22 protein-coding genes and 1 riboswitch are annotated in these 24061 nt (G+C 65.2%); of the genes, 5 read left to right on the top strand and 17 right to left on the bottom strand.

The genetic code is table 11. The features are described from left to right. Positions 1 to 130: 130 nt before the first annotated feature. The 7 genes from AB6M95_RS00310 to AB6M95_RS00280 all read right to left on the bottom strand — a co-directional run bounded on the left by AB6M95_RS00310 (position 131) and on the right by AB6M95_RS00280 (position 7732). Positions 131 to 832, bottom strand: coding sequence for a response regulator (locus tag AB6M95_RS00310; RefSeq protein WP_371384731.1), 702 nt, complete (start codon positions 830 to 832; stop codon positions 131 to 133). Beyond that, the gene (locus AB6M95_RS00305) at positions 829 to 2454 is read right to left on the bottom strand and encodes an ATP-binding protein (RefSeq protein ID WP_371384730.1); all 1626 of its coding nucleotides are present in this window, start codon (positions 2452 to 2454) and stop codon (positions 829 to 831) included. Before AB6M95_RS00305 ends, AB6M95_RS00310 begins: the two co-directional genes overlap by 4 nt. 146 nt (positions 2455 to 2600) lie before the next feature. After that, a complete protein-coding gene (locus tag AB6M95_RS00300) occupies positions 2601 to 4571 on the bottom strand; it encodes a hypothetical protein (RefSeq protein WP_371384729.1) in 1971 nt (656 codons plus the stop codon). 1 nt (position 4572) lies between these two features. Continuing rightward, entirely contained in the window at positions 4573 to 5481 is a 909-nt protein-coding gene (locus AB6M95_RS00295; protein ID WP_371384728.1) for an alpha/beta hydrolase, read from the bottom strand. 50 nt (positions 5482 to 5531) lie between these two features. Then, entirely contained in the window at positions 5532 to 5903 is a 372-nt protein-coding gene (locus tag AB6M95_RS00290) for a DUF2304 domain-containing protein (RefSeq protein WP_371384727.1), read from the bottom strand. After that, the gene (locus AB6M95_RS00285) at positions 5890 to 6615 is read right to left on the bottom strand and encodes a glycosyltransferase family 2 protein (RefSeq protein WP_371384726.1); all 726 of its coding nucleotides are present in this window, start codon (positions 6613 to 6615) and stop codon (positions 5890 to 5892) included. The genes AB6M95_RS00290 and AB6M95_RS00285 overlap by 14 nt, the downstream gene beginning before the upstream one ends. 91 nt (positions 6616 to 6706) lie before the next feature. Further along, a complete protein-coding gene (locus AB6M95_RS00280) occupies positions 6707 to 7732 on the bottom strand; it encodes an autotransporter outer membrane beta-barrel domain-containing protein (RefSeq protein ID WP_371384725.1) in 1026 nt (341 codons plus the stop codon). 449 nt (positions 7733 to 8181) lie between these two features. On the opposite strand from AB6M95_RS00280, the gene AB6M95_RS00275 reads away from it, so the two are divergent. Then, positions 8182 to 9318: a glycosyltransferase gene (locus tag AB6M95_RS00275; RefSeq protein WP_371384724.1), complete on the top strand. Its 1137-nt coding sequence runs from the start codon at positions 8182 to 8184 to the stop codon at positions 9316 to 9318. A 42-nt stretch (positions 9319 to 9360) separates the two neighbouring features. Here AB6M95_RS00275 and AB6M95_RS00270 read toward each other — a convergent pair whose 3' ends face one another. Next, the gene (locus AB6M95_RS00270; RefSeq protein ID WP_371384723.1) at positions 9361 to 10299 is read right to left on the bottom strand and encodes an AraC family transcriptional regulator; all 939 of its coding nucleotides are present in this window, start codon (positions 10297 to 10299) and stop codon (positions 9361 to 9363) included. 487 nt (positions 10300 to 10786) lie between these two features. Here AB6M95_RS00270 and AB6M95_RS00265 point away from each other — a divergent pair, with 487 nt between their 5' ends. From AB6M95_RS00265 to AB6M95_RS00255, 3 genes are all read left to right on the top strand, one after another. Then, positions 10787 to 11200, top strand: a complete 414-nt coding sequence (locus AB6M95_RS00265; RefSeq protein ID WP_371384722.1) for a cupin domain-containing protein — start codon at positions 10787 to 10789, stop codon at positions 11198 to 11200. 95 nt (positions 11201 to 11295) lie between these two features. Beyond that, on the top strand, positions 11296 to 12441 hold the full coding sequence (locus AB6M95_RS00260; RefSeq protein WP_371384721.1) for an aldo/keto reductase: 1146 nt from the start codon (positions 11296 to 11298) through the stop codon (positions 12439 to 12441). Between the two features lie 168 nt (positions 12442 to 12609). After that, positions 12610 to 13020 carry a GFA family protein gene (locus AB6M95_RS00255; protein WP_371384720.1) on the top strand — a complete coding sequence of 137 codons (411 nt, stop codon included), beginning with the start codon at positions 12610 to 12612 and terminating at the stop codon, positions 13018 to 13020. Positions 13021 to 13153: 133 nt separating this feature from the next. On the opposite strand, the gene AB6M95_RS00250 is transcribed toward AB6M95_RS00255, so the two are convergent. The 9 genes from AB6M95_RS00250 to tpx all read right to left on the bottom strand — a co-directional run bounded on the left by AB6M95_RS00250 (position 13154) and on the right by tpx (position 22870). Then, a complete protein-coding gene (locus tag AB6M95_RS00250) occupies positions 13154 to 13795 on the bottom strand; it encodes an ABC transporter ATP-binding protein (protein WP_371384719.1) in 642 nt (213 codons plus the stop codon). Further along, positions 13788 to 14711 carry an ABC transporter ATP-binding protein gene (locus tag AB6M95_RS00245; protein ID WP_371384718.1) on the bottom strand — a complete coding sequence of 308 codons (924 nt, stop codon included), beginning with the start codon at positions 14709 to 14711 and terminating at the stop codon, positions 13788 to 13790. The genes AB6M95_RS00250 and AB6M95_RS00245 overlap by 8 nt, the downstream gene beginning before the upstream one ends. A gap of 2 nt (positions 14712 to 14713) precedes the next feature. Continuing rightward, on the bottom strand, positions 14714 to 15598 hold the full coding sequence (locus tag AB6M95_RS00240) for an ABC transporter permease (protein ID WP_371384717.1): 885 nt from the start codon (positions 15596 to 15598) through the stop codon (positions 14714 to 14716). After that, positions 15595 to 16590 carry an ABC transporter permease gene (locus tag AB6M95_RS00235; RefSeq protein ID WP_371384716.1) on the bottom strand — a complete coding sequence of 332 codons (996 nt, stop codon included), beginning with the start codon at positions 16588 to 16590 and terminating at the stop codon, positions 15595 to 15597. Before AB6M95_RS00235 ends, AB6M95_RS00240 begins: the two co-directional genes overlap by 4 nt. Before the next feature lie 55 nt (positions 16591 to 16645). Beyond that, positions 16646 to 18247, bottom strand: a complete 1602-nt coding sequence (locus AB6M95_RS00230) for an ABC transporter substrate-binding protein (protein WP_371384715.1) — start codon at positions 18245 to 18247, stop codon at positions 16646 to 16648. Between the two features lie 233 nt (positions 18248 to 18480). Beyond that, positions 18481 to 18705, bottom strand: coding sequence for a hypothetical protein (locus AB6M95_RS00225; protein WP_371384714.1), 225 nt, complete (start codon positions 18703 to 18705; stop codon positions 18481 to 18483). A gap of 15 nt (positions 18706 to 18720) precedes the next feature. Then, positions 18721 to 20811, bottom strand: a complete 2091-nt coding sequence (locus tag AB6M95_RS00220) for a ribonucleoside triphosphate reductase (RefSeq protein ID WP_371384713.1) — start codon at positions 20809 to 20811, stop codon at positions 18721 to 18723. Positions 20812 to 20980: 169 nt separating this feature from the next. Then, positions 20981 to 21156, bottom strand: a riboswitch (cobalamin riboswitch). A 64-nt stretch (positions 21157 to 21220) separates the two neighbouring features. Beyond that, the gene (locus AB6M95_RS00215; protein WP_371384712.1) at positions 21221 to 22096 is read right to left on the bottom strand and encodes a methylenetetrahydrofolate reductase; all 876 of its coding nucleotides are present in this window, start codon (positions 22094 to 22096) and stop codon (positions 21221 to 21223) included. Between the two features lie 255 nt (positions 22097 to 22351). Further along, complete coding sequence (gene tpx, locus AB6M95_RS00210) at positions 22352 to 22870, bottom strand: thiol peroxidase (protein ID WP_371384711.1); 519 nt, start codon at positions 22868 to 22870, stop codon at positions 22352 to 22354. A 367-nt stretch (positions 22871 to 23237) separates the two neighbouring features. On the opposite strand from tpx, the gene AB6M95_RS00205 reads away from it, so the two are divergent. Continuing rightward, positions 23238 to 24017 carry a PEP-CTERM sorting domain-containing protein gene (locus tag AB6M95_RS00205; RefSeq protein ID WP_371384710.1) on the top strand — a complete coding sequence of 260 codons (780 nt, stop codon included), beginning with the start codon at positions 23238 to 23240 and terminating at the stop codon, positions 24015 to 24017. The last annotated feature ends 44 nt before the right edge of the window (positions 24018 to 24061 follow it).

The raw sequence follows: 24061 nt of genomic DNA, 5'->3' as shown, positions 1-24061 counted from the left end.
AGAAAACAGATTGACTGTTTAATGGGTATTCTTTCCCTAAAATGAATATTGGGCATTTTGTTCACGGGGGCGGGGGAAAGGACCGTCGCCCGGGCTGCCCTCGGCGGGAGGGGGCTTGCCGCGAGTCGGCTCAGTGCCGGAAATACCGGCGTTCGGGGCGGCCCACGGAGCCGTAGGCCACGTCCGGGAAGATGACCCCGATGGAGACGAGGTATTCGAGGTAGCGCCGGGCCGTGGATCGGCTCGCCCCGATGCGTTCGCCGATCTCCTCGGCGCTGGCCCCGTTCTCCAGGTCCCGGCCTTCGCCTTCGAACTCGGCCCTGACCTTTCTCAGGGTCAGGGCGTCGATGCCCTTGGGCAGGTCCCCGGCCGGGGGCTCGGACAGGGACAGGCTCGGGTTGAGGTTGCGCAGGCTGTCCACATCCCGCTGCTCCACCCGGCCGTCCGTGTGCAGCCTGGCGAAATACTCCCGGAACTTCTGCAGGCAGGCGGTGAACCTGTCCAGGATGACCGGCTTGATGATGTAGTCGAAGACGCCGCCGCGGAGGGCGTCCTTGAGCGGGCCCATCTCCTTGGTCGCCGTGATCAGGATGACGTCGGTCTCGATGCCCTGAGTGCGGATGTCGCGCAGCAGATCGAGGCTGGTGCCCTCCGGGAAATACAGGTCGAGCAGGATCAGGTCGGGCTTGCAGAGCTCGATCATGGCCTTGGCGTCCTCGAGCCCCTGGGCGATGCCGACGACCGAGAAGCCTTCCACCCGTTCGCAGAACCGGCGGTGGAGGTCCGCGATCCGCGAGTCATCCTCGACAATGACGACTTCGATATTCCTCATCTGACGATACACCTGGTTTTCGGAATGATGACGGAGAAGAGCGCCCCGCCGAACTCTCCCGGCGAGACGGAGATGAACCCGCCGAGTTCGTCCAGCCGCTGCTTGACCAGATACAGTCCCAGACCCCGCCTCGAGGTCCCCTTGGAGGAGATGCCCTTTTCGAAGATGACGTCCATCCGCTCCTCCGGGATGCCCGCGCCGGTGTCCTCCACCTCGAAGACGATGTCGTTGCCCAGGTCGGTGAAGGACAGGAAGACGTGCCGCCGGTCCTTGCCCTGCTCCAGGACGGCCTCGAAGGCGTTGTCCAGCAGGTTCCCGACGATGGTGACGATTTTTTCCTGTTTGATCCAATCCGGGACGTCCACCATGGAGCCTTCCAGGTCGATCTCGAAGGATATCTTGAGCTCCATGGCCCGGTTGAACTTGCCGAGCACGATGGCCGCGATGACCGGGTGCGGCACGGCCTTGTTCAGGAAGCGGATGATGTCCTCGTAGCCCGAGGACTCCCTGGTGACCAGTTCGAGCGCCTCCTGGTAGGCCTCGATCTGGATCAGCCCGGCGATGGTGTGCAGCTTGTTGGAGTACTCGTGGGTCTGCCCCCGCAGGAGCTCCGAGTACTCCTGGATGCTCGAAAGCTCGTGGGAGATCCGGTCCAGCTCGTCCTTGCGCCGGAAGCTGGCGACCAGCCCCTTGACCGCGTTGTCCTTCATGACCGGGACGATGTTGAAGATCAGCTCCTGGCCGTTGACCACCCGCTCCTGGTCGTGCTCGCTCTCCCCGGTGGTCAGGGCGTGCTTCAGCCTGGCGCAGGGGATGACGTCGTCGATGAGGTTGCCGACCAGCTCCGATGAGTTGAAGCAGGTGTAGGCCAGCGCGGCCTTGTTGGCTAGGCGTATCTCTCCCTTGTGGTCCGTGGCGATGACGCCTTCGCGGATGGTTTCGAGGACCGCGCCCCGTTCCAGGTAGAGGTTGGTGATCTCCGCCGGTTCGAGGTTGAGGGTGATCTTCTTGAGATGCCGGGTGATGCCCGCCGTGATGGCGAAGCCGACGAGCGTCAGGAGGGCGATGAAGAGCAGGGGGCGCTGCATGTGCTCTGCGATGCTCTTCTGGACGCTGGTGGTCAGGTAGCCGACCGAGACGAAGCCGATGACGGCTCCGTTCTTCGAAAAGATGGGGACGAACCCCCGGATGGAACGGCCCAGGGTCCCCACCGCCTCCGAGACGTAGGATTTGCCCTCGTTGATGACCGGGCCGGTGTCCCCGCCCACGAAGGTCTGGCCGACCCGCTCCCGGACGGAGTGGGAGTACCGCTTGTTGCGCACGTCGCCGACCACGATGTAGGCCGCGCCGGTCAGCGCGCGGATGCGCTCGGCCAGGGCCTGGATATTCCCCTGCGGGTCCGCGCGTTCCAGTTCCGTGGAGATCATCGGGATCTGGGCGATGGTCTGGGCGGTCTGCAGGGCGCGCTGGCCGATCTGCTCCCGGAGCATGGACGCGGTGAGGTCGGAGATCAGGAACCAGGTGATCGCGATCTGGATCAGCACGAGCCCCGCGACCATGTAGGCGAGGTAGTGCTGTATGGTCTTGGGTGCTATGGCGGCCAGGAGTCTGGATTTTCGCATGTCGGTCCTCGGCTGCGCGACCTCCGGACATACGGGGCGTTTCGCAACCGTGGGCAATGGCCGCGCAATTCACGCGGACCATAGCTTCTCCACGCCGATTCGTCATCCCTTTTGTCGGACGCGGTTTGGGCAGGGGGCTTCGGGGGCTATGGGGTTCGTGCCGCCGTCGAAGAACGGACCCGCCAGAGGCCGCCCGTGCGCAGGCCGAAGGGCTGTACGGGTTCGAAGGGCGACGGCGCGGTCCGGTACAGGCCGAGCAGCTGGAACAGTACGGAGCGCACGGTCGTCCTGTCGGTCACGGCCAGGAAGTCCGTCGTGTCGGAATAGGTGAGGTAGGGGGCGGACAGGGCGGCGAAATCGAATTGACCCGGTTCCTTCCCAGTCAGATCGAGGACGCTGCCGAATCCCGAGTACCCTTTGTCGACCATGACCTGCGGTACCACGACGGTCCCGGCGTCTTGGTCGTAGCGGAAATCGCCCTTGGCGAAGAGGTCCAGGTGGTTGGCCACAACCGACGGATTCTCGTCGAAGACGTGGGCGAAGGCATAGAGATAGCCCACCGTGGTGAAGACGCGCGCCGGGAGGCTCAGGGCCACGGACTGCCGCTCGTCCGTTCCTCCCGGCATGTGCTTCGCCGTGTATTCCGCAATATATTGCGGCCAGCCGTTTCCCCGCTGCGAGAGGTCCAATGAGGCCTGCTTGTGCTCCGAAAAATAGCGGATCCACCGTGCGGCGGCCTGCCGGTCGGGTTGCATGAGCGGGTACGCGGCAATGAAGCAGGTGGCGTCGGTCTGGGAGCCGCCGTCGAAATACACCGGCATGCCGGTCAAGAATCGGTAAAAGTAGCCGTAATCCCACCAGGTCCAGACGGTCGTCCCCGGCGGGAACGCCTGTTTGAGCTCTTCCGCCAGGGTGAAGTCCGCCGCCGAGAAATAGGCTTTCGGGACGTAGTGCGCGGCCCGGACGCCGACCGCGCCGAACAGGATCAGGCAGGCCGCTGCCAGGGAGCCGTACCGGCCGACCCGCTGCCGTAAGGGCGTGGTCCCGACGCGCGCGGCGATCCAGCGGCAGGCCTCCACGGCGAAATAGACCGCGAGCAGGGCTGCGGCCGGGACGAAAAACGGGATGAAGCGCCGGGAGAGCAGGGCGGCGACCCCGAAGGCGACGCCGGGCAGGAGCGGAAAGAGGCTTTTCCATCGGAAGCGCCACCCGTACAGGGCCGCGCCGAACAGGGGGAGCGGCAGCAGCCAGGCGCTCCCCAGGGTTCTGTCTCCGAGCTGGGCGAGCGTCAGCGGGTGCAGTTCCATGATGGCATCGCTCAGCAGCGAGCCTTCGGCCCCGCCGAAGGCCAGGGCGATGTGCGCGGCGACGTAGTCGTACCAGCCCGCAAAGGGCGACACCCGGGCCAGGGCAAGGGCGGCCGCGCAGCCGATCGCGGCCAGCAGCGCCAGCTTGCACGTCAGGTCCCCCCGTTGCCGGGGGCGGTACAGAAGATAGCAGCCGAGGAAGCTTACGGCGATGAAGGCGCCGGGCTTCCACCACAGCCACAGGAGGCCGAGCAGGGCCGCATACCCGGCCGCCCAGGCGAGGCGGCGGGACGCCGAGGTGGAGAACCGCATGACGCAGTAGAGCGAGGCGTACGCCAAGAACGGGGCCAGCGCGTCCGTATCCACCACGCCGACGTGGGTCCGGCCGATCCAGTAGGGCGACAGCAGAGCCAGCAGGGGGGCCAGGAAGACGACGGCCAGTCCCTTCGTTTCCATGGCCCAGGGCAGGACCGCCAGGAGTATGGACAGGCCGAGGACGGGGCCCAGTGGGGTTGCCGCCGCAAGCAGGGCCGGGATGTCGCTCCCGCCCAGGAAGGCCAGCAGTCGGGAGAGCAGCATGGACCCGGCCCACAGCCCGGACAGGGGCATTCCTTCGGCCGCGAACATCCGGGCGTGGTCGAGATGGTAGTAGCCGTCGTTGTTGGTGACCGCCAGCACGCCGTCCGCCCGGCAGCCCGCCGCCTGGAGCAGGGCGGCGTGGTGCCCGGCGAGCAGGTGGTTCAGGAGGATGCCCGCAGCCAGCATGCACAGTCCGGCCAGGACGGTCCCGTTGGGCGCGGTCCGCTTCATACTACCATAACCCGCTTTGGGCGAGGATGCCCGGCACGACATCCTGCCAGTCCCCAGTGTGGCCCATGCCGTCCACCGTGACGATCCGGACCTTGCCCGGGGCGTTCAGTTCGGCCGCGTAGTGCTCCGCGATGGACGGGGGCATGACCGAGTCGTCGCGGCTGACGATGTGCAGCTGCCGCACGGACCTGAGGGCGGTCTTGTCGGCCAGGGGGTCGAGTGAGTTGTGAAGCGGGGTGACGTTGTGCCACCGGGTCCAGAAGGGGTGATCGATGTTCCCGGCCACCGTGACGACCACATCCACGTCCTGACGGCGTTCGGCCAGCAGCAGCGCGACGCAGCCGCCTCCCGAATAGCCCAGCAGCTTGAGCCGGTCAGCGTGCGCCCGGGCCTTGGCCTGGTCGAGAAAGGCGTTCATCTCGGCGATGACGGGTTCGGAAAAACGGGCTGAGGTCCACAGCGGGGTGGTGCAGTTGCGGCGCTGTCCGCCCTCGACGTACTGGCAGGGGCGCGCAAGGTAGAGCACCGCGTCGTTGGTATCTTTTGCGGCCAGCATGAGTCCGACGGGCCGCTTCGGCGTGGGGTCGGAGGACGGGCGGTTCCACGTCCGCCAGGCCATGCCGTCGCCTTCGATGTAGACGCGCAACACGGGGCCCGTGCCCCGCTCGTAGCCGACCAGATCGAAATATGTACCGGAAAAAGAGACCGGGGCGAGGCCTGCGTTGCCCGCCAGCACGGCTGGATCGACCCGCCCGACGCACCCGGCCAGGAGCAGGGCGGTCAGTACCGCCGCGATCAGCGCGCGGACAAGGAGCGGTGCGGAGCACGCGGCCCGCGCCGGTACCAGGAGCGCTTCCCCGGCAATCCGGGCGCTGCCGGTCAAGGGAGTCCTCGAAGGGATCGTCCGCATATTCAGGGCAACTCCTTGTCGATTATCCACGGAATAAGGCGAGTGGGACGTTATGCGCCGCCGTCCTGCTTGTCCCCGTTATCCTCGAGGTCCGTGAGCCGCGCCTCGTAGGCGGCCATCTTTTGGGTCAGGAACCGTATCCTGGTTTCCTGGCGGGTCAGTTGGATGTCCATGGTGAGCAGCTTGATGAGCAGGATGCACAGGCTGACGATGATCAGCAAGATCGGCGGATAGTGCACGCCGAGCAGCCCGCCCAGCCAGTCGAGTATGGACGGGAAGACCCCGAACAGGATGATGCAGAATACTGCACCCAGCCAGAGCGCGGTCTGGTACACGCCGATGCGTTGCTTGCGGATCAGCCAGATGATCACGCTGCCGACGACGACGGCGATGCCCGTGGAAACTTCGTTAAAAAGCGTCATGCCCTTCCTGTTTGCGGGGGCTGGGCCCTCGCCCGGTTATCCAATCGACGAAAATCCAGATGAAAGTCTTCATCATATACCGTCCGACGTCCAGCCAGGAATCGAAGATCCTGGAATGGCCGTTGACCCGCTCGCCCATGCAGATGGGATATTCGCGGCAGGTCACCCCCCGGCGGCGCAGCAACAGCAGCACGCCGATGTCCTGGTAGTCGAGCAGTGTTCCCTCCCGGGACAGCAACGCGTCCAGGGCCTTGCGGTCATAGAGCCGGAACCCGGACGTCAGGTCCACGATCCCCAGGCGCGTCAGCCTTGCGAACAACCGCCACGCCAGTTTTCTAGCCCGGCTGCCCCGCTGCGGGCAACTGCCGATGAGCGTGTTGGCCCCTTCCCGCTCATAGGCCCGGATCAAGTCGGGGATGTATCGGGGCTCGTGTTGCCCGTCGCCGTCCATGGTGAGGAAATATCCGTGCTTCGCCTGTCGGGAAGCATGCCGCAGTCCGGCCTGGGCGGCCATCCAGGCCCCGGCAGTGTAGGGGAGCCTGAGAGTCGTGGCCCCGGCGGCGACGGCCCGTTCAAAGGTGTCGTCCCCGCTGTTGTCGTCAACCACGTAGACCACGCAGCCGAGTTGCCGGACCTGCTCCACCATCGAGCCGATCGTGGGGGCCTCGTTCAGGGCCGGGATGATGACGGCGACGTCGGAGGGGGAGATCATGGCCTTCTCCGCTACGGTTGAGGACAGGGGCTCAAGTAAAAAAAGGGCGGCAAAAGCCGCCCTTTCCTATCAGATTCGTTGGTCGGTGTGGCTAGAACTCGTAGCGGAGATAGAGTTGACCACGGTAAGCCTCGTAGTCCTTGCGGCCCATGCTGGCTCCGCCTTCAAGGCCCAGGGTCACATCGTTGCGGAGGTACCAGTTCGCGCCGAGAATTCCTTCGAACTCGTCGTAGTCGGAGCCGACCGGAGTCGAGGAGGTCTGGACGTCGTACATGTAGCGCAGCGCCGCGTAGGGCTCGAGCCCGAAGTCGTAGAGGTAGGCGGCCTTGGCTTCGCCGGTGATCTGACCCAGGTAGTTGTCCGGGTTGGCGATGTCGGTCCCGCCGCGGGAGAAGGACCCCATGTCGCCGTCGATGTACATGTAGCCCAGGCGGCCGCTCAGCGTCCATGCGTCGATGGTGTAGTTCTGGGTCAGTCCGATGCTGGTCAGCAGGCGGGTCGCATCATAATGGCCGGTATTGGTGCCGTCGCTGTCGGCGTAGCGGCTGGCGGTATAGCCGAAGGCGGCGTCGAGAATGGTGCTGTCGGTGAAGTTGTAGGCCAGGTAGGGCAGGACGGTCCATTCGTGGTCCGTCTTGAGGGAACCGTTGTCGGTGCCGTTGTTCCAGCCCTTCTTGTCGAGGTCCATGCTGCCGTAGCCGCCGGCGATACCGATCAGCAGATCGGAGGTGGCGCGCCAGTCAACGCCGACAAAGGCGCTGTAGTAATCGGCGTCGTAGCGGCCGCCGCTGGCGGAGCTGCTGAAATTGATGTAGGAGCCCATGCCCCAGATGCCGATGTTGGCGGCGGAGTCACCGGAAGCCAGGCCGAGTTCCTGGGCATCGGTGTTGAATTTGAAATTCCCGTTCTCGTCCAGTTTGGACACCTGGGTGGGTCTTACGCCCCGTGCACCGGCGCCCGCAACCGTGGCGATACGGCTCGTGACGGCGGTGACGGCCTGGGTGCCCGCAGTCCGGACAATATCGGTGTTGGTCTGTTCCTGGCCGTTTGTCTCGGCAAAAGCCGCAGGAGCGGCAAGCAGCACGATGGCGGCGATCAGCATAATCAAGCGGTTCATATCATCCTTCTCCAATTTTTGGTCATACGCCAAGCAGCCGTTCCGGCTTGCGCATGGTTGGCCGTCACTCCAATTGCACAAATTCCACAAACTCTACCGAAGCTGTCGAACGTGTCAACTATGATTAATAAAATCTTAAGAAATAGTCTGGGTTGGCTCCGGGTGGGCTGCTGCGGCTTGCCCCGGCATCCCCGTCGTTCCTGCACTTCGGTATCGTTGTCTGCATCCCTAACACACCGGGATAGGGCGTGTAAAGTTACCTGACGGTCCGTTCGACATTTTTTGTAATAAAATCTCAATGGAGGCAGTCGGGGGACCGCGTGCAGCCGGGGGCGCTCCGGGGCCGCAATCGGCGTAAAGAAGGGAGCCGGTTCTCCCGCCAAGCGGAAGAGGCGGTTTTCATCTCTCAAGTTGCCTCAGGCCGGTGTCTGGTGTACCCAAAATCAGACATGCGCATCCTCCACATCAGCAAGTTCGGCCACCCGGAGCGCGGTGGAATCGAGACCTTTGTCCGGGACCTGTCCGCCGAGCAGGCCCGGCGGGGCCACGAAGTCGCCGTGCTCTGCCACCAGGCGCGTCCCTGGATGCCGACGGATAATTCGATAGCCGACGGCGTATTCGCCGTGCGGGCGCGGATCCTGTGCAACCTGGGCTTTGCCCCGCTATCCCCTTCGTTTCCCCTGCTCCTGGGCCGTCTCGTCCGAGAAAGTAGGCCCGAGTTCATCCATCTGCACCTGCCCAACCCTGCGGTGTTGTTCTCGCTCTGGCTCCCCGCCCATATCCCTCTCATAATCCACTGGCACGCCGACGCGGACGGCCTGCCGGGGAGGCTGGCGCGCGCCGCCTATCCGATCTACCGGCTGTTCGAGCGCAAGAGCCTTTCCCTGGCGCGGCGGGTGGTCACCACATCCCCGCCGTACGCCGCGTCGAGCCGGGCCCTGGCCCAATGGCGGGACAAGTGCGTGGTGGTGCCCCTGGGTATCGACCCGGCCCGGTATCCGGAGGGCGCGGCCCTTCCCGAGGTGTCCGCGCCCCTGATTTTGAGCGTGGGCCGCTTCTCCTATTACAAGGGGTATGCAACCCTGGTCGAGGCGGCGAGGCTGGTTCCGGGGGCGCGATTCGTCGTCGTCGGCGACGGCCCGCTGCACGGGACCATCCGCGACATGGTTCGCGAATACGGCCTGGAGGATCGGGTCGAGTTGCCCGGAGAACTGGAGGACCGGGATCTTCGGGCGTTGCAGCGGCGGGCGGACGTGGCCTGCCTTCCCTCGGTGGACCGCGCCGAGGCCTTCGGCATGGTTCAGCTGGAAGCCATGCGCTACGGCGTGCCCCTGGTCAGTACCGCCATTCCGGGGTCCGGGGTCGACTGGGTCAACCGGGACGGCGTCACCGGCCTGGTCGTCCCGCCCGGAGACGCGGCCTCTCTGGCCGAGGCGCTGCAACGGCTGATCGACCACCCCCGCGAGCGGGCGGCCATGGGCGAGGCGGGCCGCCGCCGTCTGGACGCGGAGTTCACCATCGGGCGGGTGGCCACTGCCCTGGACGGCGTGTACCGGCAGGCGCAATCTTCCCCGCGTTCCGAGTGACGCGTTCCCGGCTTCCCGAAACTCCTTTTGCCCCCGGCCGGATCATGCCGCGCCCGAGACGATCTCGGTCTGGCCTTCCCGGTGCAGATTCTTGATGTCGCGCAGGGGCGGGGCGCCGAACTGGCGTTTGTATTCGCGGCTGAACTGCGACGGGCTCTCGTAGCCCACCTGCAGGGCCGCGGTGGTGGCGTCCCGGTTTTCGGACAGCATGAGCCGCCGGGCCTCGTGCAGCCTGAGCCATTTCTGGAATTGCAGGGGACTCATGGCCGTCATGGCCCGGAAATGATGGTGGAAGGTGGACACGCTCATGCCGGTTTCCCGGGCCAGTCCCTCCACCTTGAGCTGTTTGGCGTAGTTTTCCTTGAGCCAGCCAACGGCCCGGGCGACCTGCTGCCCGTGGCTCTCGGCCGTGGCGATCTGGCGCAGGCGCGGGCCGAGCTCGCCCATGAGCAGGCGGTAGAGAATCTCCTTGAGGATCAGCGGCGAGAGGATGGGGATGTCCTCCGGGGTGTCCAGGAGGTCGATCAGCCGCTGGAACCCGTCGAGCAGCGGCCCGGAGACCTCGCACACGGCCATGCCCCGGCCCGGCGGCCGGTTGCGGGGTGCGGGCAGGTTGCTGTCCACCATGAGCTGGGCCACCATGCGCAGGTCGATCTTCAGGACCAGGCTGAGGAGCGGGGCTTCCTTGCTCGCCTTGATGACGTTGGCCATGACCGGCAGGCCGACCGAGGTGATCAGCATGTGGTTCTCGTCGTAGACGTATTCCTCGTCCCCGAGCTGGACCCGCTTGGCGCCCTGGGCGACCAGGCAGATGCACGGTTCGTACATGGCGCTCTGCGGTTCGGTGGGGGTGTCGTACCGGACCAGCATCAACCCCGGAATGTCCGATATCAGACGGTTGTCCGTTCCCGTCCAGCGGTAGATCCGTTTCGCCAGGGCGCTCCGCGCCGCGCTGATGGTGTCTGTCGTCTTTGTGCTCACAGCGAGTCTCCTTTGCATGCATCCTTATCAGTTTGGCAACCCTCCGGACAAGGGACGGGGTGTCGCTTCCGTAGGATCGGGCAACAATGAAAGAGGATCGGTCTATTCTTGTCGGGGTCCCCGGCCCTATACAATGGGGGAAATCGGACCGCCTCGGGAACCCTCTGGTTGCGCCTGTGGCCGCGTGATTCGGCCCGGATTGCCTGTGCAAAGCATATGCGCATGAATTCGGCTTCGCGCAACCCCGTCCGATTTTCCGCGTAGCCGCCATGGGCGACGCGGCGAAGAGGGCGGTGGTCCCCGCAAAGGCCAGGCCACCGGCGGTGGCAACATCAAACGTAACGACACGTTCAATCATGCAATCGCATGGTTCAAGATTCCGGGCGCCGATCTTGCCGAATGCGCCGGGAGCGCATCGAATCCGCGGATGGCGGCCGGTGCCCGCGACGGGGACGGGCCGCACACCGCAAACCATAAGGAGCGTCGAATGTCCGAGGGTAAGTTTAGGGAAATATTCGAGCGGGGGCCCGAGAACATCGCCTACGCGCAGTACTTCGCGGGCCAGAGTTACCTGAATATCCTGTCCGGGGAAGGGGTTGTCATCGCCAACGTCACCTTCGAGCCGGGGTGCCGGAACAACTGGCACATCCACAAGGCGGACAAGGGCGGAGGACAGATCCTGCTCTGTACCGCCGGACGCGGCTGGTTCCAGGAATGGGGCAAGCCCGCCCGCAAGCTTGGTCCCGGCGACGTGGTCGCCATCCCGGCCGGGATGAAGCATTGGCACGGGGCCGCCGGAGACAGCTGGTTCTCGCACCTGGCCGTGGAGGTTCCCGGAGAAAACGGGAGCAACGAATGGCTGGACCCCGTTTCGGACGAGGAATACGCCGCGTTGGGTTAGGGACGGCCCGAAACCCGACCGGCGGCGCCCCCTGCGAGCGATCGACGGCCGGGGCGCGCGCGACCGTAATGTTCATATTCCATAAGGAGACAAGAGTGCTTTACAGAACAATGCCCAAGAACGGCGACAAACTGTCCGCCCTGGGGTTCGGGTGCATGCGCCTGCCCATGGTCGACGGCGTCATCGACGAGGACCGGGCCATCGCCCAGATCCGCAAGGCCATCGACGACGGGGTCACTTACCTGGACACCGCCTGGCCGTATCACGACGGGAAGAGCGAGCCGCTGCTCGGCAAGGCCCTGAAGGACGGCTATCGCGACAAGGTCAGGATCGCCACCAAGCTGCCCACCTGGCTGATCAAGAGCCGGGAGGACATGGACACCTATCTGAACGCCCAGCTGGAACGGCTCGGCACCGACCACATCGACTACTACCTGATCCACGCCCTGTCCGGGCCGTCCTGGAAGACCATCGAGGCGCTCGGGGCCAAGGACTTCCTGAACAAGGCCGTCAAGGACGGGCGCATCGTCAATCCCGGCTTCTCCTTCCACGGGTTGTCCGAGGATTTCCAGCCCATCGTCGACGCCTACCCTTGGGTCTTCTGCCAGATCCAGTACAACTTCCTGGACACCGACTTCCAGGCGGGCACCAAGGGGCTGGAATACGCGGCCTCCAAGGGGCTGGGCGTGGTCATCATGGAGCCCCTGCGTGGCGGCAACCTGGCCCTGCCGAAGCCGCCCCGGGCCATCGCCGACATCTGGGACCTGGCCGAGACCAAGCGGACTCCGGCCGAGTGGGCCCTGCGCTGGGTCTGGAACCACCCGGAGGTCACCGTGGTCCTGTCCGGCATGAACGACGAGGAGCACATTCGCCAGAATCTGGCCGTGGCCGCCCAGGCCGAATCGGACTCCCTGACCCGCGCGGAGCTGGACCTGATCAGGCGCGCGGCCGCCACCTACCGTAAGCTCATGCAGGTCGGCTGCACCGGCTGCGGCTACTGCTTAGCGTGCCCGGCGGGCGTCCAGATTCCCACCTGCTTCGACATGTTCAACAAGCTGCACATGTTCGGCAACGAGGCCGAGGCCAGACACATGTACAACGCCTTTGCCGCGGGCGCGGTCCTGCAGCGCGAACCCGGCTTCGCCTCCCAGTGCGTGGAGTGCGGGCAGTGCATGGAGAAGTGTCCGCAGTCCATCGAGATACCCGAGGTCCTCAAGCGGGTCGCCGCCGCCCTGGAATAACGGGCGCGGGCCGAGCCGCCGGACGCGTCCGGTCCGAACGGGGCCCGGGAGATTACTCCCGGGCCCTTTTGCGGCGTAGGCAAGGGGCCGTGCGTGTGCTATCGCATGGACGGAAGCCGCTTCCCGTTGCGGGAATGCGGGCAGATACGGAAAATGGGAGGGAACCCTGTGAAATATGCGGGATCATGCCTGTGCGGCAAGGTCGCCTTCGAGGTCGACGGAGAATTCGAGAATTTTTATTTGTGCCACTGCGAGCGCTGCCGCAAGGACACCGGGTCCGCCCATGCGGCCAACCTGTTTTCCTCCACGGCCACGTTGCGCTGGCTGCGCGGCGAGGATCTGGTGCGCCGGTTCGATTTCAACGGCACGGGGCACATAAAGGGCTTTTGCGCCGAGTGCGGGTCGGCCCTGCCGAACATCCAGATGGACGGGGCGCTCCTGGTGGTTCCGGCCGGGAGCCTCGACTGCGACGTGCCGATCCGGCCCGACGCGCATATCTTTTGCGCGAACAGGGCCAACTGGGACGACGGGCTGGAGAACCTGCCCCGGTTCGACCGGCTGCCGGACGGGGAGGCGTGAGGCCGACTCTTTCGACACCATTGATACGCAAAGGACTTCGGGCGGTTGCCCGAAGTCCTTTTATTGTGCCCGGTGGAGGTGTCCGGGAGCGCGTCCCGCCGTTATCGCCGCTTTGGGGCGGTCTTCATGCCCGTCAGGCGGCGGCCCGGTGGAGTTTCAGGGGCTCGGCCGGGTTCGGCGGCGCAAAGGTCTCGTCGATGCGGTGGGCGATGCGGCCCAGGAGATGGCGGTCGTGGCTGATGGCCAGCACGCCCACGCCGTGTTGCCGGGCCCAGTGCAAAACCGCGTCCCAGACCAGGGCCTGGGTGTTGGGGTCGAGCATGGCCGTCATCTCGTCGGCCAGGAGATAGCGGGTGTGCGGGGACATGATCCGGGCCAGGGCCAGCCGCTGGAGCTCGCCGCCGGACAGTTCGTGCGGATAGCGGCTGAGCCAGGCGGGCTCGATGTTCAGCCGGGCCAGGGTGCAGGCGTCCGGCCGCCACCCCTCGTTCAGGCTGTCGCCGAGCTTCCAGCGCGGGTTCATGGTCAGCTCCGGGTGTTGAAAAATGAGCTGCACCGGGCTGAAGGCGCGACGCGGCAGCGGCTGGCCGTCGCAGGTCACCGTGCCCTGTTGCGGGGCCAGGTGCCCGGCCAGAAGCTTGGCCAGAGTGGACTTGCCCCGGCCGCTGGGACCGGGCAGGCCGACCACCTCGCCGGGACGGACTTCGAAGGTCAGCCCCTCGATGATCCACGGGGTGGTCTCGTAGCGGAAGAACAGTTTGTCGCCCTTAAGCATGGCAGCACCTCACCTGTCCGCCGTTCACCGCGCGCAGCGGCTGGGACGCGCGGCAGTCCTCGCCCCGGTCGGCGCAGCGGTCGGCGTAGATGCACCCCTCCACCAGACGGTCCTCCATGGGCTGGTTCCCGCCGACGTAGCGGAAGCCTTGCTGGGGCAGGGCGTTCCACAGGGCGCGGGTATACGGGTGTCGGAGCCGCCCCCGTCCCGCGAAGTCCGAGGCCGGAGCCGTCTCCACCGTGGTCCCGGCGTAGATGACCGCCACCCGGTCCGCGATGGTCACGGCGGCGTCGATGTCGTGGGTGATGAGCATGATGCCCTTGCCGGCGTCGGCCAGCTCGCGCAGGTGGTCCAGGGACTGGCGGATGACCTCGGCGTCCAGGCCGGTGGTCGGCTCGTCCGCGATGAGCAGGTCCGCGTCGCCCGCCGTGGCCGTGGCCGTGAGCACGCGCCGGGCCATGCCGCCTGAGACCTGGAAGGGGTACATGGCCTTGACCCCGGCCTCCAGGCTGTAGCGGGCAAAGGCGCAGTCCGTGTTCCGGGCAGCGTCCAGGCAGCACTGGCCGCTCAGGCGCGAGGCCCGGTAGACCTGCCTGCCGACCCTGGCCAGCGGGTTGAGGTAGGCCACGGACTGGGGGATGAGGGCGATCCGCTTGCCGCGCAACCGTTTCACGGAGCGCGCGGTCACGGGTTCGCCCCGGAACAGGATGTCGCCGGTGTACCGGGCGTTGCCCGGCAGCAGGCCGAGGACCGCGTGGGCCAGCAGGCTCTTGCCCGACCCGCTGGAGCCGACCACGGCCACGATCTCGCCGGGGGCGATGTGCAGCGACAGGTCGCGCACCGGGTGCAGGGTGCGGCGCTGCCATCCCTTGTCGTAACGGCTGAATTCGATGGACAGGTTCCGGACCGACAGCATGGCTACTCCTGGCTGGTTTTGGGATCGGTGATGACGCGCAGGCCGTTGCCCAGCACGTCGAAGAGCTTGACCGTGACCAGCAGGGACAGGCCGGGCAGGATGGCCAGCCACCAGTAGCCGGTCGAGATGTGGCGCATGGACTCGGACAGCAGGATGCCGATGGACGGGTTGTGCGGCGACAGCCCGAAGCCGAGGAAGGTCAGTCCGGCCGCGTGCAGGATGGCGTGGGGGAAGAGCAGGATCAGCCCGATGGTGAACTGGGGCACGATGTGCGGGAGCATGTGCCTGCGCGCGATCCACCACGGGGAGCGGCCGAGCCTGCGCGCTACCATGACGTATTCCGCCTGCTTGAGTTGCAGGATTTCGGCCCGGATGATGCGCGCCAGCCGGGTCCAGTGGGACACGGCCACGGCGATGATCACCCCGGTGGCCCCGCCGCCGCAGGCGAAGGAGACCAGGATGAGCAGGACCAGGTGCGGGGTGGCCATGACCAGGTCGATGAGCGTGGTCACTACCGCGTCGGTCCGCTTGCCCATGGTCGCGGACAGGGTGCCGAGCACGGCCGAAACCACGGAGCTGACCGTGGCCGCCAGCAGGCCGATGCCCAGACTGCGGGTCAGCCCCTTGATGGTCCGCACGAGCATGTCGCGGCCCAGCCAGTCCGTGCCGAAGGGGTATTCCAGGCAGGGCGGCAGCTTCTTGTGCAGGAAATCCGTGGCCAGCCCGGCGTCGCCCATGAGCCGGGAGGCCGCCACCAGGACGGCGAAGTAGGCCAGGCACAGGCCCAGCACCCAGGCGGCGCGGCCCCGGCCGTCCAGCAGGCGGAGCCGTCCGGCGGCATGGCGAAGGCGTTCGGACAGGGTGGGGGTGGCGGTCAGGGTGGTCATCTGGCCTCCTCCGCGCCGATGCGGATGCGCGGGTCGAGCACGCCGTACAGGATGTCGGCGATGAGGTTGCCGGAAAAGACGAACACGGCGCTGAACAGGGTGATGCCGAGCAGCAGGGGCACGTCGCCCCGGATGCCCGCCTCCACCGTGGCCTTGCCCAGCCCCGGATAGGAAAAGACCTGTTCGGCCAGGACCGAGCCGCCGAACAGCTCGCCCAGGGAGGCGAACTGGAGGGTCACGGCGGGCAGGGCCACGTTGCGCACCGCGTGCCGCCAGGCCACGCCCCTCCGCGTTTCCCCCTGGGCCAGGGCGAACAGGGCGTACTCGCTGTTCATGGCGTCGATGGTCTTCTCGCGGGTGTGCAGGGCGATCTGGGCCACGCCGATGAGCGACAGGGTGGCCGCCGGGAGGATCAGATGGTGCAGCCGCTGCCACAGGGTGGCGTCGTCGGGCGACACGCCCAGCGGGGTGGCGCCGCAGATGGGCGTCCAGCCCAGGGAGACCGAGAACACGGCCAGCAGGACCAGCCCCATCCAGAAGGACGGGGTGGAGGCCAGGGTGTAGCTGTAGACGCGGATGGCGCGGTCCGCCAGGGAATTGCGGTTGGTCCCGGCCGTGACCCCGAGGACGAAGCCGAGCAGGCCGGACAGCAGCCAGGCCGAGGCCATCAGCCACAGCGAAGTGACGAACCGCTTGCCGATGACCGTGGTCACCGGCTCGTTGAAGATCATGGACTGGCCCAGGTCGCCCCGGAGCGCGTGGCCCGCCCAGATGACGAACCGCTCGGGCGCGGGCCGGTCCAGCCCCCAGCGCTCGGTGATGCGCTGCTCCTGCTCCCGGCTTATCTGCATGCGGTCGATGCCGATGTAGGCGTTCACCGGATCAACCGGCGACAGGGAGACCAGGGTGAAGGCCAGGACCGAGACCAGCGACAGGATCAGGGCCAAACGCCCGAGCTTGCCCAGGCAGAAAGATGGTGAAATGGCGTGCATGGCGGCTCGTTCCGATCCCGGGGCGCGGGCAGCCCGCGCCCCGGGGGATGGATGGTTAGTCTTTCCAGGTCCACTTCTGGATGTTGGCCGTCACGGGCCAGCCGTGGCCGTGGGGCTCCACCTGGGAGACGCCCACGTCCAGATGCTCGCTGACGAAGTAGGTGTGCTCCAGGTTGACCAGCCAGACCCAGGGCGCGTCGCCCCGGCTGTTGCTGCCGGTGGTGCCGTCCCACTGGGCCTTCTTCCACAGGGGCAGGGAGGCCTCGTAGCTCTCGGCCGCGACGGCGGCGTCCAGGTATTCGTCGACCTTGGCGTTCTTGTAGTATCCGGGATTGTTGAAGCCCTCGCCCGCATGGCGGCTCGAATACAGCTGGTAGACCTCGATGGGGTCGTGGGCGCCCCAGCCGAAGACGATGACCTCGGAGTGCATCAGGTGCTTGATCTCGTCCCAGCTGCGCTTGCCCTCGACCACGGCGTGGATGCCCACGGGCTTGAGCATGTCGGCCACGGCCAGGGCCAGATACTGGCGGATGGCTCGGTCGGCCGGGTAGATGACCGTGAACTCGGCCTTGACCCCGTCCTTCTCGACGATGCCGTCGCCGTCCGTGTCCTTCCAGCCAGCGTCGGCCAAAATCTTGCGCGCGGCCGCCGGGTCGGCGTCCTTGAAGACGTTCTCCGGATTGTCCCAGGGCAGGCCGTCGCAGGGGCCGTAAGCCGGGCGGCCGAATCCTTCGAGCACGCCCCTGACCAGCAGCTCGCGGTCGACGGCCACGTCGATGGCCTTGCGGACGGCAATGTCGGCGGTCACGTTGTTGCCGATGGGCGCGCCCTTGTCCGTGGTCTTGCCGGCGTCCGGCACGCAGGGGAACATGAGCCCCCGGTTGTCCACGCTCTTGACCGGATGGAGGACCATGCCGGGGATGGTCTGCACGGCCAGGGCCTGCGGGACCACGACCACGTCCACCTTGCCCGCCTTGGCCGCGGCAAAGGAGGTGTCCTCGTCGGTGAACAGGAAGACCAGCCGTTTGAAGTAGGGTTTTTTCCCGTAATAGTACGGGTTGATCTCGGCGATCATCTGCTGGCCCTCGTTCCATTCGACCATCCTGTACGGGCCGGAGCCCACGGGCCTGCGCGCGTAGCCCGGGCCGTGCAGGGCCTTGGGCACGATGCCCAGGCTGACCAGCCGGTTGATGAAGGTCGTGTCGCGCTTCTTGAGGGTGATGCGCACGGCGTATCTGCCGGTGGCCTCGGCCTTGTCCATGTTGATCAGGTCCACCTTGCCGCCCGCGTTGGCTGCGGTGTTGAAGGTGTAGGCCACGTCCTCGGCGGTCAGGTTCGAGCCGTCCGAGAATCTGGCGTCCTCACGGATGGTCACGTCCCAGGCCAGCCCGTCGTTGGACAGGGCGGCGGCCGTGGCCAGGTCGTTGACGATGTTCATGTTCTCGTCGCGCTTGAGCAGCGTGGACTGGAACAGCGGGTTGCCGTAGCGCCCCCAGCCCAGGGTGGGGTCGTAACCGTCGTCCGGCTCGCCCTTGACCGCCAGGGTGAGCGTGTCCTTGGCCAGGGCCGGGGCAGCGGCCAGGGTACACAGGACCAGCAGGCCCGCCAGTGCGGCCAGGACCAGCCTGCCCGCACGGCATTGGGTGAAAACGTGCATGAACTCCTCACTTTGAGTACGTGTTTCGAAAAAGATTGCGCCAAATAACACTAATTAGAAAAACGTGTCAATATTCATGCATGAAAACAGAAAAGATAAACGTGACAAGACAAGCCGGGACCGGCTGCCGCCTGTCCGGCGTCCGGCGGGAGCGTCCGCGCAATGAAAAGGCCCGGCCTGCGTCATGCAGGCCGGGCCTTTGTTGTGTGAGGCGGTACGCCGCGGTCCGGGGATCACTCGGGCTGGTCCGACGCCAGCTCGCTGATGGCCTTGAGGGTCTTGCCCCGGTCCTGGGCCAGCTTCTTCCACTTCCTCTTTTCCTTTTTCAGGGCCTCGACGGTGTGCAGGAGGTCCTGCACGGTGCGGGCGGGGTAGCCGTGCGTGGCGCGGCTGCCCCGGCGCAGTTCCTCGTCGTTGTGCTGCCGGATGGAGGCAAGCTGGTTGGCGTCGAGTATCATGGTCTTTCCGTCCGGTTAGGCGACGGGCTCGCAGGCGGGGTCGCAGGCCGATGTGCAGAAGCTCAGCTGCGAGTATTCCACGCGGTCCTTGTACTCTTCCTGCTTGCCCTTGTTCCAGCGGCCCACCGGGCGGTAGTAGCCGACCACTCGGGTATAGACCTCGGTCTCCTTGTCGCAGGTGGGGCAGTTGAAGTGCTCGCCGTAGATGTAGCCGTGGTCCTCGCAGACCGAGAAGGTCGGGGTGACCGAGATGTACGGGATCTTGGTCCTGCTCATGGCCTTGAGCAGGAAGTTCTTCACGCTCTCCTCGTCCGGGGCGGCCTCGCCCAGGAAGGTGTGGAAGACCGTGCCCCCGTTGTACAGCGTCTGCAGTTCGTTCTGGTGCTCCAGGGCGAAGAAGACGTCCGAGCTGATGCCCACGGGCAGCAGGGTGGAGTTGGTGTAGTACGGGGTCTGGTCGCCCGAGGTGTGGATGTCGGCGTACAGTTCCTTGTCGATCTTGGCCAGGCGGTAGCAGGTGCCTTCGCCGGGCGTGGCCTCGAGGTTGTACAGGTTGCCGGTCTGCTCCTGGAACTCGACCACGAGTCGGCGCAGGAGCTTGAGCACACGCTGCATGAGCCGGGAGCCGGACGGGGTGTCGAGCCCCTTGTGCAGCAGGTTCATGCAGGCCTCATGGCCGCCGATGAGTCCGATGGTCGAGAAGTGGCCCTTGAACCCGTTCTTGAGGTAGCGCCGGGAGAACGGGAACATGCCCGCGTCCAGGTTCTTCTGGACCACCTTGCGCTTGAACTCCAGGGACTCCGAGGCCAGCTTGGCGTACTCGGCGACCAGGTCCATGAAGTCCTCTTCGTTGTGGGCCAGGTAGGCCAGCTTGGGCAGGTTCAGGGTGACCACGCCGATGGAGCCGGTCAGGTCGCCCGCGCCGAACAGGCCGCCGGTCTTCTTGCGGATCTCGCGCAGGTCCATCTGCAGGCGGCAGCACATGGAGCGCACGTCCTCGGGGTTGAGGTCCGAGTTGATGAAGTTCTGGAAGTAGGGCGCGCCGTACTTGGCCGTCATCTTGAGCAGCAGTTTGCCTTCCTCGGACTCCCAGGGGAAGTCCTTGGTCACGTTGTACGTGGGGATGGGGAAGGAGAAGATGCGTCCGTCCGCGTCGCCCTCGAGCATGACCTCCAGGAAGGCGCGGTTGAACATGGCCATCTCCTCGGCGTACTCGCCGTAGGTGGAGTCCTGGAGGTGGCCGCCGATGATGACCGCCTCCTTGGCGATGTGCGCGGGCGGCACGAAGTCCAGGGTGAAGTTGGTGAACGGCGACTGCCCGCCCCAGCGCGACGTGGCGTTGAGGTTGTGCAGCAGCTTCTGGATCTGCTGTTTGACGTCGTAGTAACTCAGGCCGTCGTTGCGGATGAACGGGGCCAGGTAGGTGTCCACGTTGTTGAAGGCCTGGGCCCCGGCCCATTCGTTCTGCAGGGTGCCGAGGAAGTTGACCATCTGGCCGCAGGCCGCGTCGAAGTGCTTGGCCGGGTTGGACGAGCAGCGGTCGCGCAGGTTGAACCCTTCGAGCAGCAGGTCGCGCAGGGACCAGCCGGAGCAGTATCCGGCCAGGCCGAAGGACAGGTCGTGGATGTGGAAGTAGCCGTGGGTGTGCGCCAGGCGGACCTCCTCGGGGTACTTCTCAAGCATGTACCGGGCCTGGACCGAACCGGCCATGTGCAGGATCAGCCCCTGGAAGGAGTGGGTCATGTTGGAGTTTTCGTTGACCCGCCAATCCAGGTTGTCCAGATAGCCGTCGGTCACCTTGGCGATGTCCAGGAACGCCTCGTCCTGGGAGCGCAGCTCGCGCCGCTTTTCGCGGTAGATGATGTACCGTTCGGCCACCTTGTACAGGCGGGCCTCCATGAGGACCTCCTGGACCATGTCCTGAACCTGTTCCTGCTCGGGGATGTCCACATCCTTGAGCTTCTTGGCCACCTTGCCGGCCAGCCGGTCGGCCAGCAGCGGGTCTTTGATGCCGCTGCCCTTGAGGGCCTTGAAGATGGCGTTGCCGATGCGTTTGGTGGACCAGGTTTCGACGCAGCCGTCGCGTTTGAGAATCTTGCTGGGCATGTAAATCTCTTGCAGGCAATGCGGAGGGCCGGACGGCACCGGAGGTGCGGCCGCGGTGAAACTGCCTGCGCTGTCGCCGATGAACGGTCTCGCGGCGGAACCGCGAACCCGGCGACGGTTATCGTGTGTGCATCATTCTTGTCCGCATGCGGGTTCCGCGATCCGCATCCGGCAGGAAACGCTTCAGGTAGGTCTTCTGGCTCTCCCCGTCCGGCCCGCCTTCCCGCCTCGCGGCAGTGGCTGTCGGACCGGACCTTCATGGGGGATTACAGCGGCGGGACCGCTCCGGCTTCGCACCGGATTCCCTGTTATGGCCCGGGGGCCACCTGAAGGACATCGTGACGAGTTGGAAGCTATCGCAAGCCCGGAGAGACCGCAAGGCTCATTCGCCGGAATTTGTCCTCCCGGCTCAGCCCCCGAACTCCGGGAGGCCCGACAGGATGTCCAGGCAGACGTCTGCGTTGTTCAACGAATACAGATGGATGCCGGGTGCTCCCAGGTCCAGCAGTTCGCGGATCTGTCGTCGGGCGATCTCGATTCCCCTGCGCCGCACGGCCTCGTCGCCCCCGGCCCGGTCGGCCTCCTGGAGCTCCAGATAGAGCTTGAGCGGGATGTTCGCCCCGCACAGGGACAGGATGCGGTTCAGGGACGCCATGCTCAGGACCGGAAGGACGCCCGGCAGCACGGGATCGGTCACGCCCCGGGACGCCAGCCTGCGGACCAGGTCGCGGTAGCGGCGCACGTCGAAGAAGAGCTGGGTCACGGCGAAGTCCGAGCCCGCGTTGAACTTGTGGCAGGTCCAGCGCAGGTCGTCGTCGATGGACGGGGACTCGGGGTGGGCGTCGGGATAGCAGGCCGTGGCCACGCCCATTTCCGGCCAGCCCGCCTTGACGAACTCCACCAGATCCGAGGCGTGTCGGAAATCTTTCCATATCGCGTCCGGATCGCCGCCCGGCATGTCCCCGCGCAGGGCCAGGACGTCGCCGATGCCCGATTCCAGGAGCCGGTCCACGTACTCGGCGATGGACCGCTTCTCCGCGCCCACGCAGGTCAGGTGCGACATGACGGTCAGCCCGAACCGTCTGTGCATCTCGGCCACGATGTCGAGGGTGTTGTCCTGAAAGGACCCCCCGGCCCCGTAGGTCACGGAGGCGAACAGCGGGTCGAGCCCGGCCAGCCGCTCCACCAGGGAGAAGAAGCGCGGCCACTGTTCGCGCTCCTTGGGCGGAAAGAATTCGAGGGAGAGAAAGGGGCCGTTGTCCTGGAGGCGGTCGATGATCTTCATGGCGTATCCAACATGCTGGGGTTGAGGGGACGGTGCGCTTTCAATGCACACTGTTGCATTTAAATCCGTATATCAAGATTTATTGATATACGAAGACGTCTTCCCATGCAACCCCCTCCGAGACGAAGCATGCGACCCGTCTGTCCGGGCAGGGGCGGGGCGTTTTCGCGGCCGAATCCCCTTGCATGGGCGCAAAAAAAGCCCGGAAGACACTCTTCCGGGCCGGGATTTCGTGCGCAGTGCGCGGATGCCGGATTATCCGATCAATTCGCGGACCACCTTGAGGGCTGCCTCGTAGTCGGGCTCCTCGGTGATCTCCTTAAGGTATTGGACGTAGGCGATCTTGCCGTCCTTGCCCACCACGAAGACCGCGCGGGTCAGCAGGCGCAGTTCCTTGATCAGCGCGCCCCAGTTCTCGCCGAAGGAGGCCTGGGCGTGGTCGGACAGGGTCTGCACGGCCTCGATTCCGGCCGCGCCGCACCAGCGCGCCTGGGCAAAAGGCAGGTCCATGCTGACGGTCAGGATTTTCACGTCGTCGCCCAGGGCGGTCGCTTCAGTATTGAAGCGGCGCGTTTCCATGTCGCACACGGGGGTGTCCAAGGAGGGGACCGAGGCGATGACGAGCACCTTGCCGGAAAAGTCGGCCAGGGTGGCGGGCGACAGGTCGTTGGCGGTCACGGTGAAGTCGGGAGCGGTGTCGCCGACTTTGATCTCGGGGCCTATCAGGGTCAGCGGGTTGCCCTTAAACGTTATGATGCCGGTTCTTTCAACCATGATATAGCTCCTTTCACAATTGTGGGTTGGTCATTCTCATCTAAATAAGTATCCACAATGAAGTGTAAAGGCGCAACCAATAATTATTCTCGCTCTTTTCAGCCGGGTTGCCGCGGCCCGGAGCCTCGCCGTGATGCCGAGATAACCCGTTCATTATCGATAAAAAAATGGTCTTGGCCACCTCCTAGGGGTAAGCTCAATGCGATCATGCTCGAAACGACATAAATTGTAAGGGAGTTCGACAAAATGTCGAGTAAAATGACATTTCCTTACCCTTCTATGCCTCAAAATCCGCGTTTCACGGCAACGGCATGATTTGTGCAATACCGCGGCAGAATTAAACGGGGAATCAACGTGGGGGATAACTATGAAACGCTTTTTCGCCTTAGCTCTGTTCGTCATATGCCTGCTGCAGGCTCCGTTCGCCCTGGCTTACTCCGTGGCGTTCGAAGATAACGCGAACTATTGGGAAGGATTCGGGAACGACCGCTACACGTATGTTCGGGGCAGCGGATGGGTTGAGCAAGACAATCTCGACGTCATCGGGACGCCGGACCTGACCGGCGGGAATTTCGTTTATGAAGGCCACACCCTGGTCGGAATCGAATTGAATTATGCAAGTACCAGCTGGGAGGTTATGCCTGGCGATTGGTTCTTCGATCTGAATCAGGACAAGGTCTGGGATTATGTCCTTCATAATGAGATCAAGAAGAGCTGTTGGGGTGGGGTCAGCTATTCCTATCAGCTGTATTCCGTCAGCCTGGGGTACGGCGACAAGGCCTCCGAGGACTGGACCGATGAATACAAGAAGTCTTACTGGCCCTGGGGTTACGAAGGCCGGTATGGTCATCCTGTCCAGGCTCTCATTGGCGATGGCGCCGAGGGGGAGGTCGTGGATTTCTCCGGTTGGCAGTACTGGCGTGTCTCGGAGGATCACCCCGGCCTTTCGGTCTGGTCTGGTTTCAGCCTCGACCTTTCCCAATACTCCAACGACGCGTTCACCTACGGGTTCGCCATGACCTGCGGCAATGATGTGCTCTTCGGCGAATCCCTCGTTCCCGCTCCCGAGCCCTCCACCTTCCTGCTGCTCGGGTTCGGTGGCCTGGGGATGCTGTTCTACGCCCGCAAGAGAAGGCGTTCCCTCTGATTCTCACCATATCCTGGGTAACAACCAGCCGGGCAGTCTGCGGA

Source organism: Pseudodesulfovibrio karagichevae (genome assembly GCF_041414475.1).
Lineage (GTDB): Bacteria > Desulfobacterota > Desulfovibrionia > Desulfovibrionales > Desulfovibrionaceae > Pseudodesulfovibrio > Pseudodesulfovibrio karagichevae.
This window is presented reverse-complemented; position numbering and strand designations above follow the sequence as displayed.

What these genes read in the sequence shown, in the direction of transcription:
- AB6M95_RS00305 (WP_371384730.1), bottom strand. Translation starts at nt 2,454, where the DNA reads ATGCGAAAATCCAGACTCCTGGCCGCCATAGCACCCAAGACCATACAG.
- AB6M95_RS00205 (WP_371384710.1), top strand. Translation starts at nt 23,238, where the DNA reads ATGAAACGCTTTTTCGCCTTAGCTCTGTTCGTCATATGCCTGCTGCAG.
- AB6M95_RS00235 (WP_371384716.1), bottom strand. Translation starts at nt 16,590, where the DNA reads ATGCACGCCATTTCACCATCTTTCTGCCTGGGCAAGCTCGGGCGTTTG.
- AB6M95_RS00230 (WP_371384715.1), bottom strand. Translation starts at nt 18,247, where the DNA reads ATGCACGTTTTCACCCAATGCCGTGCGGGCAGGCTGGTCCTGGCCGCA.
- AB6M95_RS00245 (WP_371384718.1), bottom strand. Translation starts at nt 14,711, where the DNA reads ATGCTGTCGGTCCGGAACCTGTCCATCGAATTCAGCCGTTACGACAAG.
- AB6M95_RS00285 (WP_371384726.1), bottom strand. Translation starts at nt 6,615, where the DNA reads ATGATCTCCCCCTCCGACGTCGCCGTCATCATCCCGGCCCTGAACGAG.
- AB6M95_RS00265 (WP_371384722.1), top strand. Translation starts at nt 10,787, where the DNA reads ATGTCCGAGGGTAAGTTTAGGGAAATATTCGAGCGGGGGCCCGAGAAC.
- AB6M95_RS00300 (WP_371384729.1), bottom strand. Translation starts at nt 4,571, where the DNA reads ATGAAGCGGACCGCGCCCAACGGGACCGTCCTGGCCGGACTGTGCATG.
- tpx (WP_371384711.1), bottom strand. Translation starts at nt 22,870, where the DNA reads ATGGTTGAAAGAACCGGCATCATAACGTTTAAGGGCAACCCGCTGACC.
- AB6M95_RS00310 (WP_371384731.1), bottom strand. Translation starts at nt 832, where the DNA reads ATGAGGAATATCGAAGTCGTCATTGTCGAGGATGACTCGCGGATCGCG.
- AB6M95_RS00295 (WP_371384728.1), bottom strand. Translation starts at nt 5,481, where the DNA reads ATGCGGACGATCCCTTCGAGGACTCCCTTGACCGGCAGCGCCCGGATT.
- AB6M95_RS00280 (WP_371384725.1), bottom strand. Translation starts at nt 7,732, where the DNA reads ATGAACCGCTTGATTATGCTGATCGCCGCCATCGTGCTGCTTGCCGCT.
- AB6M95_RS00225 (WP_371384714.1), bottom strand. Translation starts at nt 18,705, where the DNA reads ATGATACTCGACGCCAACCAGCTTGCCTCCATCCGGCAGCACAACGAC.
- AB6M95_RS00275 (WP_371384724.1), top strand. Translation starts at nt 8,182, where the DNA reads ATGCGCATCCTCCACATCAGCAAGTTCGGCCACCCGGAGCGCGGTGGA.
- AB6M95_RS00250 (WP_371384719.1), bottom strand. Translation starts at nt 13,795, where the DNA reads ATGCTTAAGGGCGACAAACTGTTCTTCCGCTACGAGACCACCCCGTGG.
- AB6M95_RS00220 (WP_371384713.1), bottom strand. Translation starts at nt 20,811, where the DNA reads ATGCCCAGCAAGATTCTCAAACGCGACGGCTGCGTCGAAACCTGGTCC.
- AB6M95_RS00290 (WP_371384727.1), bottom strand. Translation starts at nt 5,903, where the DNA reads ATGACGCTTTTTAACGAAGTTTCCACGGGCATCGCCGTCGTCGTCGGC.
- AB6M95_RS00240 (WP_371384717.1), bottom strand. Translation starts at nt 15,598, where the DNA reads ATGACCACCCTGACCGCCACCCCCACCCTGTCCGAACGCCTTCGCCAT.
- AB6M95_RS00215 (WP_371384712.1), bottom strand. Translation starts at nt 22,096, where the DNA reads ATGAAGATCATCGACCGCCTCCAGGACAACGGCCCCTTTCTCTCCCTC.